At 35.7% G+C, this 13,420-nt stretch carries 14 protein-coding genes; 4 read left to right on the top strand and 10 right to left on the bottom strand.

The annotated features are described in order from the left end of the window. Positions 1-53: 53 nt before the first annotated feature. The 5 genes from I5M32_RS13575 to I5M32_RS13555 all read right to left on the bottom strand — a co-directional run bounded on the left by I5M32_RS13575 (position 54) and on the right by I5M32_RS13555 (position 4,599). The gene (locus I5M32_RS13575) at positions 54-350 is read right to left on the bottom strand and encodes a chaperone modulator CbpM (RefSeq protein ID WP_200587285.1); all 297 of its coding nucleotides are present in this window, start codon (positions 348-350) and stop codon (positions 54-56) included. Next, positions 347-1,264: a DnaJ C-terminal domain-containing protein gene (locus I5M32_RS13570; protein WP_200587283.1), complete on the bottom strand. Its 918-nt coding sequence runs from the start codon at positions 1,262-1,264 to the stop codon at positions 347-349. The genes I5M32_RS13575 and I5M32_RS13570 overlap by 4 nt, the downstream gene beginning before the upstream one ends. Before the next feature lie 89 nt (positions 1,265-1,353). Continuing rightward, positions 1,354-1,887 carry a hypothetical protein gene (locus I5M32_RS13565; RefSeq protein WP_200587281.1) on the bottom strand — a complete coding sequence of 178 codons (534 nt, stop codon included), beginning with the start codon at positions 1,885-1,887 and terminating at the stop codon, positions 1,354-1,356. A 190-nt stretch (positions 1,888-2,077) separates the two neighbouring features. Next, complete coding sequence (locus tag I5M32_RS13560; protein WP_200587279.1) at positions 2,078-2,812, bottom strand: SDR family NAD(P)-dependent oxidoreductase; 735 nt, start codon at positions 2,810-2,812, stop codon at positions 2,078-2,080. Next, on the bottom strand, positions 2,812-4,599 hold the full coding sequence (locus I5M32_RS13555; RefSeq protein ID WP_200587277.1) for an aromatic amino acid hydroxylase: 1,788 nt from the start codon (positions 4,597-4,599) through the stop codon (positions 2,812-2,814). The genes I5M32_RS13560 and I5M32_RS13555 overlap by 1 nt, the downstream gene beginning before the upstream one ends. Positions 4,600-4,849: 250 nt before the next feature. Here I5M32_RS13555 and I5M32_RS13550 point away from each other — a divergent pair, with 250 nt between their 5' ends. Next, the gene (locus I5M32_RS13550; protein WP_200587275.1) at positions 4,850-6,097 is read left to right on the top strand and encodes an ABC transporter permease; all 1,248 of its coding nucleotides are present in this window, start codon (positions 4,850-4,852) and stop codon (positions 6,095-6,097) included. Here I5M32_RS13550 and I5M32_RS13545 read toward each other — a convergent pair. From I5M32_RS13545 to I5M32_RS13525, 5 genes are all read right to left on the bottom strand, one after another. Next, positions 6,090-6,476, bottom strand: coding sequence for a hypothetical protein (locus I5M32_RS13545; protein ID WP_200587273.1), 387 nt, complete (start codon positions 6,474-6,476; stop codon positions 6,090-6,092). The two genes, I5M32_RS13550 and I5M32_RS13545, sit on opposite strands and share 8 nt — an antisense overlap. A gap of 208 nt (positions 6,477-6,684) precedes the next feature. Next, positions 6,685-8,040: an MATE family efflux transporter gene (locus I5M32_RS13540; protein ID WP_200587271.1), complete on the bottom strand. Its 1,356-nt coding sequence runs from the start codon at positions 8,038-8,040 to the stop codon at positions 6,685-6,687. A 33-nt stretch (positions 8,041-8,073) separates the two neighbouring features. Continuing rightward, positions 8,074-8,715: an RNA-binding domain-containing protein gene (locus I5M32_RS13535; protein ID WP_200587269.1), complete on the bottom strand. Its 642-nt coding sequence runs from the start codon at positions 8,713-8,715 to the stop codon at positions 8,074-8,076. Beyond that, positions 8,712-9,173: a GNAT family N-acetyltransferase gene (locus I5M32_RS13530; RefSeq protein WP_200587267.1), complete on the bottom strand. Its 462-nt coding sequence runs from the start codon at positions 9,171-9,173 to the stop codon at positions 8,712-8,714. Before I5M32_RS13530 ends, I5M32_RS13535 begins: the two co-directional genes overlap by 4 nt. Continuing rightward, positions 9,174-9,659 (bottom strand): DUF4442 domain-containing protein, encoded by a 486-nt coding sequence (locus tag I5M32_RS13525; RefSeq protein ID WP_200587265.1) that lies wholly within the window; start codon positions 9,657-9,659, stop codon positions 9,174-9,176. A gap of 268 nt (positions 9,660-9,927) precedes the next feature. Between I5M32_RS13525 and gatB the strand changes: the two genes are divergently transcribed. The 3 genes from gatB to I5M32_RS13510 all read left to right on the top strand — a co-directional run bounded on the left by gatB (position 9,928) and on the right by I5M32_RS13510 (position 13,318). Next, complete coding sequence (gene gatB / locus I5M32_RS13520) at positions 9,928-11,397, top strand: Asp-tRNA(Asn)/Glu-tRNA(Gln) amidotransferase subunit GatB (protein ID WP_200587263.1); 1,470 nt, start codon at positions 9,928-9,930, stop codon at positions 11,395-11,397. Further along, positions 11,394-12,512 carry a TlpA disulfide reductase family protein gene (locus tag I5M32_RS13515; RefSeq protein ID WP_200587261.1) on the top strand — a complete coding sequence of 373 codons (1,119 nt, stop codon included), beginning with the start codon at positions 11,394-11,396 and terminating at the stop codon, positions 12,510-12,512. Before gatB ends, I5M32_RS13515 begins: the two co-directional genes overlap by 4 nt. 119 nt (positions 12,513-12,631) lie before the next feature. Then, entirely contained in the window at positions 12,632-13,318 is a 687-nt protein-coding gene (locus I5M32_RS13510; protein WP_200587259.1) for a response regulator transcription factor, read from the top strand. The last annotated feature ends 102 nt before the right edge of the window (positions 13,319-13,420 follow it).

Raw genomic sequence — 13,420 nt, 5'->3', positions numbered from 1 at the left:
GTTAGCGCCATAGATATCAACATAAAAAGCATTGCAGTTTGGCTCAATGCTTTTTATTCATCCTCATATATCTTCAATCTGTTTTTAAGTGATCTAAGCTCCAATTGCATAGCCTCAACCCTGTTTAAAAGATTAAAGATAGTATCTATGCCTGCCACGTTGATCTGTAGATCTTCATGCAGCCTCAGCATTTTTTCTAACGATGAAATAAAATCTTGATGGATGCAAGGAGACTTTTCTATCTGGATAATCGGTATCAACCCGTTATCGTCCAGGTCTTTTATTAAAGACATTTCTACATTGTAATGAGTGCATAAAGTAGCTATTGGGATATAGTTTTCTTTAGTCATGATGTTCTCAATTTAGCAAGTTGTTCAAATAAATCTTTTTCTTTATCACTTAGGTTTTTTGGCAAAACAATCTGATAAGTAAGATAGAGATCACCAAATTCATTTTCGTTCTTATAAACCGGGAATCCTTTACCTTTTAATTTTACCTTGGTGTTGGTTTGGGTAGATGGTGCAATTTTCAGCTTTACCTGCCCATCCATAGTATCAACAGTGATTTCTCCACCTAATAAAGCCTTATATAGGTCTAGATGAATAGTTTTATAAAGGTTATTGCCATCCCTTACAAAAGAAGTATCATTTATGATGTTAAATTTAATGTTAAGATCCCCTTTTGGCCCACCGTTAACACCATCAGACCCATAACCTTTGATTTTTATCACTTGCCCATCGGCCACACCGGCAGGTATGGTTAACCTTATGTTTTTGCCGTTTACAGTTAAGGTTTTTTTATCTGTTACGTAAACCTCTGATAGGTTTAACTTTAATTCGGCATTAAAATCTTGGCCTTTAAATCTCGATTGATTTCCCCTTCTTGCGCCCCCGCCACCAAACATAGAACTAAAGAAATCAGAAAAATCTGATTGATCAAAACCGCCACCTTGGTAACTTTGCCCAAACGGATTTTGCTGGTTTTGGTTGCTGTTGCCTCCGTAACTTTGCTGCCTGCCCTGTGCATCAAATTGATCGGCATGTTTCCAATCTTTGCCGTATTTATCGTATTTCTTACGATTTTCGGCATTGCTCAAAACCTCGTTCGCTTCGTTAACTTCCTTGAATTTAATTTCGGCCTGTTTATCGTTAGGGTTAACATCCGGATGATATTTACGGGCCATTTTACGATAAGCTTTCTTGATATCTGCCTCTGTTGCAGATTTATCTAAGCCTAAGATCTTGTAGTAATCTATAAACTCCATTGATGATGGTTAAATTGAAATGACTGCTGTTTAAATGATACCATTAAATAATTGATATAGCCTTTATTGATCCACGGGAAATATTAGATTTAATGGGTTTTATTTGGGATAAACTCATCCTTTAAGTTAAAATCCGATCTTTTAAATGTCCCTGGTGTGGCGTGATCGCCCATCTTAAAATTTATTTTAACATAGTTTACACCCGCTATTTCTGTAAAAGAATAAGTGGCTTCTGCCAAGTATATCTCTGATCCCATGTTGCCGCTTTGCTGCGTTAAATAAGTTGCATTTGGGATATTTACCAAAACAGTATCGTTGCTTTGGGTTTGCGAAGCGATCTGTATCTCTGGATATTTCCTGTTTAAAGATTCGGCTACGTTATCTATATCCAAATCTTCTTTTTTAACCATATCGCTTTTTTTCATGCTTATTTTTTGCGAATTGGCATCCAATTCTGCTGCCCAAGGTACATCGGCAATTTCTTTAGGTTTTTCTTTTATTGAGTAGTGCATGATTTTGCTGCTATCTGCTTCATTATCTGCTTGTTTTTTATCTTGGTTACAAGCCGAAATGGTTATAGCCATTAAAAGGATGCTCAAGAAATATATCGGTTTTTTATTCATATCTTTTTTTGATTTTAAAGCGCAATAATCTTGCCTTTTTATTGGTTTTGATTTTTTTGTTGGGCCAAACTTCATAGCCCCGATTGTACGGAAAGCCCGCAGGACCGTGGGAGCGGACTTGGAGGGAAAGCGGGAATATCGCCCCGTTTGAAACACAGGCTTTGCGCTATAAATTTTTAAATATTTTCTTTTAGGGCGTACTCAATGCTACTGGTAAAATTTTGCCATTAAAGAATTTGTTGCCGGTTAAAGCGAAATCTGCCAAATATTGACCCATTTCAAAAGCTTGTACGGGCGACTGGAACCCGGGAAACGCTTTTTCTAACATTTCTGTTTGGGCAGAGCCTAGGGCAAGGCAATTCACGCTAATTTTATCTTCTATCAATTCTTGCGCTAAACACTCGGTTAAATTATGCAGGGCGGCTTTACTGGCAGAATATGCGGCAAGCCCACTAAATTTTGAGCTGCCTTGGTAACCGCCCATAGAGCCTACATTAACGATGTGCGAGTTGGGCTGCATCAGCGGAATTAAAGCTTGTATCATTCTAAAATGGCTCAAAACATTGCTTTGGAACATTTCGGCCATATCCAGTTCGGTTAGTTGTTTAAAAGGTTTGTTTATTAGGGTGCCCGCGTTGTTGATCAAGATGTTGAACGCACCAAATTGTTGTATAACAAAATTTGTCAATATGTTCTCATCATCATTTAAAATATCAAAAACCACTGGGTAAATTTTAGCATCGGGGTTTAAGCTTTTAATGATCTTATGGAGGTTTTGCAGTTTTTCTTTAGTACGGGCAATGGCAATTATTTGATGCCCTTTTAACGCCAGATCTATGGCGGTTTCAAAGCCAATGCCGCTACTTGCGCCTGTAATCACTATTTTTTTTGTTTCTATTTGATCGTCTAAAGAAGTGGTTTGCATTAATTTTGTTCTTTTATGGTGAGTTGTATTACGGGGTTATCTATTAATTTTATACCATCCACGATCAGTTTTTTTAATTCTGATTGGTTAGATGCTTTCATCTCCAAATATATCTTAATCTCTTTTTGTAAAGAAATATTTAATTGGTGCTGGCGTAAGATCTCTAATAATTCTATGCTACAAAGCCAATCTTCCCGGTGTTTGGTTTTAAGCTGGGTAAATATTTCTTCTAATTTTTCTAGTGCTGTATCGTTTTCTCTAATTTTTCTGGTTTGGGCATATAGCTGATGTAATTCGGTTTCTTTTTTAGAACGTTCGGGTATTTTCTTTGATGTTTTAGAAACATGGGCAATTTCTTCAAAAGCGTCTTTATCTGCCGCCCCGCAATATACAGAAACAATTTTTTCTCCTACTGCCATATCAAAAGCTCCCCAACCGGGTTTAAAAAGTGTTTGGTTTTCTTTTGTGGTTACCGTACAATCTTCAAAACTGATCAGTAGTATCTTGTTATCTTCTTTTAAGATGGAGGTTGTTTTTCCTTTTACAATGGTCCCGCTCTCAAACTCTAAGCTGCATTTATCTCCAATGATGATATTTAGGGCCTCTAAATCTTGGGCATCAAAATCTTCTAAGCTTTTTTCTTGATTTTTCAGTTTGCCTACCGGCGAGCTAAATCCATTTTTATGGTTTTCTTTACCGTGGTTGGCTAATTGTTTGTTTTTATGGCTCAAGGCCGATGCTCCCGTTGTTTTTATAAATAGCACTTCATCGTTCTTACTGATGCCGATATCGGTAAAGACACCACTTATCTGTAAACCAGAAGAGTAAACAGCCGTACAGGTCTTTTTACATTCTATAGCTTTTAAAATGCTTTCAGCACCTCCTTTTCTAAACGCCATGGTATCGGCGAAGGCCTCCAAAACATTCACAAGGTTTTCAAAATTTGGTGTTACAAATAGTTGTGGCTGTGTTTTGGTAATATCATAAGCATAGTTTACCGTATCTAAATTATACCATAATTTCTTCACATCATTTTTCATGCAGCTAGCGCTCTCGCCAATAGAAGAGAGCAAACCAGCACCATAGATCTTTGGGCTTTCTAAAGTACCTATTAGGCCATATTCTACCGTGTACCAATGTAAACGGCTCAATAATGCCATTTCAGAAGGGTCGCCAAGGTTTTCTTGGCAAAAAGCCACTTTGTTTTCTGCCTTTTTAATATCTGCAGGATGCGCATGGGCATCTTCTTTTAAAATAGAAAGATTTCTAATGGCCTCATATAATTGGTGATCTTTTGAAGAAAACATCGCTTTGGCACCAATAGCACCAAAATAACTTAGGTATCTATTATAAGCCTCATCGGCGATAATGGGAGCGTGGCCAGCAGATTCATGAATGATATCTGGTGCGGGAGTGTATGCGATATGGTTTATCTGCCTAATGTCTGCGGCAATTACCAAAACCTGGTAGGCCTGAAATTCCATAAAGGCAACCGGAGGGATAAAACCATCAACAGTAACCGCTCCCCAACCAATTTTTGCCAAATTATGGTTCATGGTTTGCAGATCGGGTATGTTTTCTATGCTTAAACCTGCCCTAGCCAAGCCCTTTATGTAGGGGTAATAGGCCACATCTTTTAAATAGCTATAATTTTGCCTCATAACGTATCGCCAAACGGCATGGTCTATCGGCGAGTAATGATCGTAATTTTGTGCAACAATGTATTGCCTAAGATGATTTGGTAATTTTTTTACTTGAGGATTTTTAAAGTCGTCTATTTCTATCATCAAATGGGTTTTTCAAAATTGGGTTAATAGCAAATCTAACAATTTACAGAATTAATTATTGTTTTTTTAAGGGTAACTTTTTGGATATGCTTAAATGATAGTATTTTAAAATTTATTATTTGTTAAGCTGCTTTCAATGCCTGCACCATCACAATAAATTCTTGTAAATAATCTGTTGTGATAGATTTTTATTAACTTATTTGCTTTAAACTTGTAACTTATCTAAGGTATAACGGTCTTACCTTTAACTATGCTGTTTTTAAAATTATTTAGAGAAAGTTTCATTTTTGCTTTTGATGCGTTAAGGCAAAACAGAACCCGTACATTTTTATCATTATTAGGGATAACCATAGGTATTTTTACCATTATAACGGTTTTTGCAGCCGTTGATACCTTTAGGGGAAACTTACAAACCAGTGTAGATAAATTGGGAAGCAAAACCGTTTATATACAAAAATGGCCTTGGGGTGGTTTTGGGGATTATCCTTGGTGGAAATATATGCAGCGCCCAAATGCCAATCTGAGAGATTTTGAGGCATTAAAAGGTAGGTTAACCACCGCCGAAGCTATTTCTTTTGAAGTTGGCTTATCTAACAGAACATTAAAATATAAAAGCAACAGTATAGAAGGGGCAAGGGTTTCTGCAGCTTCCCAAGATTATAACAAAACCTTTAATTTTGATTTATCAGAAGGAAGGTATTTTACAGAAAATGAATCTAATAGCGGTTCGCCCGTTTGTATTATAGGTGCTGATTTGGCAGACGGGCTTTTCCCCAACCAAACCGCAACCGGAAAGGAGATAAAGGTTTTGGGGAGGCGGGTACAGGTAATTGGAGTTTTTGCTAGGGAGGGAGAAGATTTATTGGGCGTTTCTTCTGATAATACCCTTTTATTACCATTAAATTTTGCCAGAAACCTGGTTGATGTAGAAAGTGATAGATATGGCCCACAAATTACCGTAAGAGGAAAAGATAAATATTCTGTAGATGATGTAGAAAGCGAATTAAGAGGTGTAATGCGTTCTATAAGAAGGATAAGACCAACAGATGATGATAATTTTGCATTAAATAAAACCACAATTTTATCAGGACAGTTGGATCAACTTTTTGGGATCGTAAATGTTGCTGGTTGGATAATTGGCGGCTTTTCTATTTTAGTTGGCGGCTTTGGTATAGCCAATATCATGTTTGTTTCGGTAAAAGAACGCACAAACATCATTGGGATACAGAAATCTTTGGGTGCCAAAAACTATTTCATTTTGATGCAATTCTTGTTTGAAGCTATTGTTTTATGTTTGATAGGAGGAATGATCGGTTTGGGAGTGGTATATCTGGCCACCTTAGTTGCTACTTATGGTTTTGATCTAAAGATTGTACTGGATAAAGGAAACATCATTAGGGGGATAAGTATATCCGTAATCATAGGTATTATTTCTGGTTTTTGGCCCGCTTTTTCTGCTGCGAGGTTAGATCCTGTTGAAGCAATTAGGTCTAAGTAGTATATTGAAGCGATAACTCACTAAGCACTCTTTTGTAAATAAACTCTACCAATCTTTTATTGATCTCTTGTTGATTGTTTAGATAGTATTCTAGTTCTAATGAGGTAAACATCCCTTTTATCATCCCGATTAAATCTTTTTTAAATGGGATGTCTTTTTTTAGGCTTTGATAAAACAGTTCTTCTTTGACGGTCTCATCACGAGTAGAGAAACCTTTGTATTTATGTTCTAAATAATCTCTTGTTGTTTGCACTAAAACATCGTGTTGAAATTTTAAGACCTGCCTTAAAACTTCTTGAAACTGCTCTAATGGTTGCGGAATATCACCAAAATCTATTTCTGGTCTTAATTTTATAATTTCGTTATCTCTATTTGTCATCGATATAAAAAGAAATATAACTATATTTTGTTTTCGATGGTAAAAATTGTGTTTATCATGATTTATAGGATTTTAGGATTAACGGGATTAAAACCTCAACGAATTTTTCCATCATGCTCTGTGAACACTGCGTCCTCTGCGGTAAAAAAAATTACATTTGTTTACTCTGTGCAAAAAATCCGAGAATTTTGTGGTTAAACTAATCGACTCAAACAGTCTCAAAAGCCAACTTATCCATCATGTTTCTAAAACGGAAATATAATAATGTTGCTGATGCGGTTAATGCGATGGAGAGGGAGATCCAAATGCCTTGCGGGCCTAAATGAAACGTGAAACCTAAAACATAACCTAATGGCAAGCCAATTACCCAATATGCTACCAAAGTGATAATCGTTGGGATCTTAACATCAGACAATCCCCTTAAAACCCCTGCACCCACTACTTGTATGCCATCAGATAACTGAAAAAATGCTGCCAAGATCAACAATTGCGATGCCAAGGCAGTTACCGCTGCATTGTTAATGTATAACCTTGGTAATAACTGGTTGCAAGTAAGAAAGATGAAAGCAGTTGCCAACATATAAGCCATCACTAAATGATAAGAGCTTATTGCAGAAAGTTTTATTTCTTTAAAGTCTTTTTTGCCCATTGCATTTCCCGCTTTAATGGTTGCTGCTGCGGCAATTCCGCTTGCGCCCATATAGGTAAATGCAGCCAGATTTATTGCAATTTGATGAGCCGCCAATTCTACTGCTCCTATCCAACCGATCATGATCGCTGCCCCAGAAAAAGCCCCTATCTCGAAAAAATATTGTAGGGCAATTGGGAAGCCTAATTTTACAATCTTTTTAATTTTATTCCAATCTGGCCGATGGATCTTGAAATCGCTTAAGTATGCGGTAAACAAAGATGATTTAATAACATAAAAGCCCATGGCAAGTGCCATAAAAATTCTGGAAACCAAAGTCCCAATACCGGCACCAAATAAACCATAAGCAGGGAACCCCCACCATCCATAAATTAAAATGAAGTTGAAAAGGATATTTAGCGCATTACCCGCAATAGAAATAAACATGGCCTGTCTGGTATAGCCCAAACCTTCTGCAAATTGCCTAAAAATTTGAAAAACCATTAACGGAACGATAGATGCCGCAATAACCAAAAGATAATCTTTAGCTGCAATTTCTACTAAAAAGGGCTGTGCTAATAAGTGTAGATGTTGGGCAATTAAGGCAACGATCCCAAAAAGAAATATGCCACTAAAAATACTGATGATTACGCCTTGTTCTAAATAAAGTCCGCATATTTTTTTATTGCCCTTACCGTTTTCTTGCGCCACAATAGGGGTAATGCCCTGGGAAATACCAATACCACTTACCAAAAAAATACTTAAAATACTATTGGCTAAAGCACAAGCTGCCAGTGGGATAGTGCCTAATTGCCCTACCATAACGGTATCGCCAATGGCCGTAAGCATTTGCCCCAATTGCGAAATTACAACTGGGTAAACAAGCAAGAAATTACTCTTATAAAAAGGTTTGTACTTTAAAAAATAGTTTAACATCTGGGCAAAAGCAAACGGCGAAATTAATAAAATTTAGCTTGCCGTGTAGAATTCTTCTTTTTCTGAGGTATGAACCCTAACTAAGCCCATAAGGATCAATTTAACCAATATTTTGGATGCCCGCCTTTTAGAAAGATGAAGCATTTCACAAAACTCTTTTAGGGTAATCCTATCGTTTGTTTCTAAGTATCCCAATAATGCTTTTTCTTTAGAACCATATTCTATCAAAACGCCCGTTTCTTTATGTTCTCTTTTTAAAACATCAACCACAATTTTACTCGCCAAAACGCTTTTATCTTTAACCCTGATGTAAACCCACCATTTCTCGTCTTCGCCCAAGGCATAATGTGGTTTTTGTTCGCTTTGTAGAATATCTACCACTAAAATTATTTTATCATCTATGTAGATTTCTTCAAATATGGGTTCTAACAAGGGTTTTATAAAAAATGTAGCTGCTTTTTCTATCATATAGCGTTCTTCATCTTCAGATTTTACGCCGCTGATGCTGCCATTATCTGCCACACCGATAAACAATTTGCCACCTTTGTTATTGGCAAAAGAAACCATTGTTTTTGCGATCTTATGGCAAGAGGTGATGGTTTTTTTAAAATCGAGGCTCACGCTTTCTCCTTCCAAGATCATCATCTTTAGTTGAGCGATTTTTAACCTATTCATGATGAGGATGTTTGGTAAGGTTTGAATTTTTGCATAAACCTATCAGGTTGGTTTAAAGGCTCAAATCCAAATTTTTTATACAATTGATGGGCATCGGCGGTAGCCAATAGAAACCTTCTAATGCCTTCAAAATCTTTATGGTTGATGATAGTTTGTACCAACCATTTAGATAGGCCCTGTTTTCTAAAATGTTTATCAATAAAAACATCGGCCAAATAGGCAAATGTGCTTTTATCACTGATCACCCTGGCAAAACCAATTTGTTTTTCTTGCAAAAAGACCCCAAAACAGGTAGATCCTTTAATTGATGTCTCAAATTTCTCTCGCGACAAACCCTTTGCCCAATAAGATTCTTCTGATAGATATTGATAGATATAATCTAGTTTCAACAGCGATTTATCTGTATTTATGAAGTAACCTTTTTTAAGATAAACCTCGTCATTAATGATCGTTTCCATTTAATAAGCTATGGTATTTTGCTCGCCATAAAACAAGTTTCTTATATAAACTTCGTTGTTTACCAAGGCACAAAGCATACCTTCTTTGTTATAAATTTCTATGGGATAGGATTTTACAAACTTGCCTACAGTTTCTAAAGCTTTTACGGCTTCGGCTATTTCTGTTTCGCTAATGCTGATTTTGAAATATAAATTGCCCTTGCCGGGTTTTAAATATTGGATATTGGCGCTTTTTAACCAAACCCTTGTTTTAAAACCTTTGATCCTTAATATTTGATCAAACAATAAGGCATAAAAGGGATCTGAGGCAGCAAATATGGTTCCTCCAAAAATGGATTTATTATAATTGATGTTGAATATGCTTTTGTTGATCTTTACATTTACACCCCTAAAATCCTTCTCAAATTTTTGCACCCAAATACGTTGGAAAAATAAAGGCGGATAAAACCTGAGCATCCATTTTAAAGTGTTGGCACTTACTTTCATAGATTTATAAATATCATAAAATATAGCTTTTAAAAAAAAAGATTAAATGTTTTATGTGTAGAAAATATATTAAAACAAGAAAATCAAATTATTACATTAAATATATTTTTGGTAGCTATTTATGGGTTAACGGTTGTAAAATACAGATTAAAATAGATTTAAAATTAATGATTTGATAATATTTTGTTTTGTTTAATGAATTGTAAGTAATTCGGTTATATTTGAAAATCACAATAAAAAACGCCTATCAGCAAAAATTTATCAATAAATGAAGGTTAATTTAAAGGAATTTGAACAATACGAAGCGGTTATTGGTTTAGAAGTCCATGTTCAATTATCTACAAATTCTAAAGCCTTTTGTTCTGATTCTGCAAGTTTTGGCAGTGAACCAAATCAAAACATTAGTGCGGTATCTTTAGGCTTGCCGGGTGCATTGCCCGTTTGCAACCAAAAAATAATTGCCTATGCCGTTAAATTAGGGCTCGCCATCAATTCAGAGATCAATAAATATAATTTTTTTGATAGGAAGAATTATTTCTATGCAGATTTACCTAAAGGTTATCAGATAACTCAAGACAACAGGCCTATTTGCGTAGGTGGTAAATTGAAAATAAGGTTAGAAAGCGGTGCAGAAAAGGATATCATCCTTAACCGTATCCATATTGAAGAAGATGCCGGCAAAAGCAACCATGATCTAGATAGGAATTTTTCTTATATAGATTTGAATAGGGCTGGGGTGCCTCTGTTAGAAGTTGTTACCGAGCCAATGATCACTTCTGGCGAGGAAGCTGCCGCTTATTTAACAGAGTTGAGAAAGTTGGTACGTTACCTTGATATTTGTGACGGCAATATGGAAGAGGGCAGTATGCGTTGCGATGCCAATATTTCTATCCGTTTAAAGGGCGATAAAAAATTAGGAAACCGTTGCGAGGTTAAAAACCTAAACTCGATTAAAAATGTTCAAAAAGCGATTGAACATGAGATAGATAGGCAAATTAATTTGGTACATAAAGGAGAGAGCATTTCTCAAAATACCCTAAATTTTGATGCCATTACTGGTAAAACCAGCCCATTACGCTCTAAAGAAATGGCTAATGATTATCGTTATTTCCCTGAGCCTGATTTATTGCCGATAGCCATTTCTGATCAATTCTTGCAAGAAATTAAGGCAGAAATGCCCGCTTTGCCAGAAGAACTATATCAAAAGTTTACCAATGAAATGGGTTTATCTTCTTATGATGCCTTGGTTTTAATAGCTGAAAAACAAACTGCCGATTATTTTTTATCGCTAGCAGAACATACCAAAGCCTATAAAATAGCCTCTAACTGGGTAATGGGTGTCATGAAATCTTATCTTAAAGAAAAACAAATCGGATTTGATGATTTTCATGTCCCTTTGAATGAGATAGCAGCGATCATCAATCTATTGGATAATAAGCGCATTAATCATCATCAAGCTAAAGATAAATTATTTGCCAATTTGGTAGAAAACCCTCAATTAACCGTTGCTGGTTTGGTAGAAAAACATCATCTGGGAAACCATCACCATGAGGATGATCTTTCTGATTTTATCATGGCAGCGTTAAATAAATTCCCGGATAAAGTAAAAGAGTACCATAACGGGAAAAAGGGAGTTATAGGTTTGTTTATGGGCGAAGTGATGAAACTATCACACGGTAAAATAGACCCAAAGAAAACAAATCAGTTAATTATAGAAAAAATAGAAAGTTTAAAATGAGAAGGATTTTTTTAGCGGTAATTTTTTTAGCCACAGTTTTAGCGGCCTGTAAAAACAAAACAGAATTTACCATCAATGGCGAGGTTAAAAATGTTGGTAACAACAAAAAAATATATCTTTTATTGGCAGATAGTTTAGGGCAAATGGTGCCTAAAGACTCTACCTTTTTTAACGAAAAGCAACAATTTGTTTTAAAATCTAAAAGTGAAGAACCAGAATTTTTTCAGTTGATCATTGGGCAAAGGTCTTATTTTGGAATTGCGCAAAACGGCGATGATATTGAGTTTAAAGCAGATCTAACAGACCAAGCAAATACCTACCAGATCAAGGGAACGCCAGAAGCCGATAAACTGACCGCTTATAATAAAATAACCAGTGATTATAGCTTAAAAACAGGCAAGCTGGCCGAAGAGTATAGTGGTAAGATCACAAAAAACCAAGATAAAAAAGAAGAAATTATAGCAGAGTTTAATGCCAAGTCGCAAGAAATAAACAAGCCTTTTTTAGCACAATCCTATCAATTTATACAAGACAATAAAAACTCGTTAACAGCATTTTTTGCTGCTAACATTATGGCCGGCATGAATGCGCCAGAATATGAGAACAAATTGATCGCTTATAGTAAAGAAGCTAAAAACAACTTCCCAAAAAACAAAGCGGTTGATGCCTTTTATCAGCAAATGGCAGCGGCAGAAAAAGTTGCTATTGGGCAGCAAGCACCAGAGATTACAGCAGTAAGCCCAGAAGGCAAAACAATTAGCCTATCTAGCTTTAAAGGTAAATATGTTTTGGTAGATTTTTGGGCATCGTGGTGTGCACCCTGCCGACAAGAAAACCCTAACGTGGTAAAGCAATACCAGCAATTTAAAGACAAGAATTTTACCGTTTTTGGTTTTTCTTTAGATACAGATATTGATGCTTGGAAAAAAGCGATCAAAACTGATGGTTTAGTTTGGGACCAGGTTTCAGAATTGAAACAATGGGATTCCCCAACAGCCAGATTGTACAATATCAACGCAATACCCGCCTCTTTCTTGGTTGATCCATCTGGCAAAATTATTGCTAAAAATTTAAGGGGAAACGAGTTAAACGCTTTTTTAACTAAAAATTTATAAGCTATCTTGTTGCGGATGCTTTTTGTTTTTGTTAAGAAATTGTAAACCTTAACAATTTCTTAATGTAAAGTTAATCATTTGGTGCTAAAAACAACTTAGATTAGTAACAAATTAAGTTTATGAGTAACAACAAGCCAAAAATTTTAATAGTTGATGATGAGCCCGACATTTTGGACTTAATAGAATACAACTTAAACAAAGAAGGCTATCAGGTTTATACGGCCAATAACGGTAAAGAAGCGATAATAGAGGCGAAAAAGGTAATCCCAGACTTGATCATCCTTGATATTATGATGCCTAAAATGGACGGTATTGAAGCTTGTAGGGTTATGAGAACAATGCCCGAGTTTAAAAACACTTTTATGGTTTTTTTAACCGCCAGAAGCGAAGAATACTCTGAAATTGCGGGATTTAATGTTGGTGCTGATGATTATATAGCGAAACCGATAAAACCTAGGGCCTTAATTAGTAGGATCAACGCCATTTTAAGGCGTAATGTGCAAACAGAAGAAGAAATTGATAACAAAATAGAAATCGGGAATTTAGTAATAGACCGAGAATCTTTTTTGGTTTACCAAAACGGGAAAAAGGTTGTTTTGGCAAAGAAGGAGTTTGAACTGCTGTTTCTTTTAGCATCTAAACCAGGTAAAGTTTATACCAGGGAAGCTATTTTAAATAATATTTGGGAAGATTCTGTAGTGGTAACCAACCGAACAATTGATGTGCACATCAGAAAATTAAGAGAGAAATTAGGAGATAACTACGTAACCACTGTAAAAGGTGTAGGCTATAAGTTTGACTCATAGGCTTTTATTTTCACAAGTATTTAAAGATTATGATTCTTGATTTAGATTCACTTAGTTGTAAAATTCCCCAATGAATCTCTTTAAAGTATTTTCTTTAACATA

Origin of the sequence: Pedobacter segetis (assembly GCF_016623585.1) — a bacterium.
GTDB classification, from domain to species: domain Bacteria; phylum Bacteroidota; class Bacteroidia; order Sphingobacteriales; family Sphingobacteriaceae; genus Pseudopedobacter; species Pseudopedobacter segetis.
Note: the sequence above shows the minus strand (reverse complement) of the source record. Positions and strands in the feature narration are given on the sequence as shown.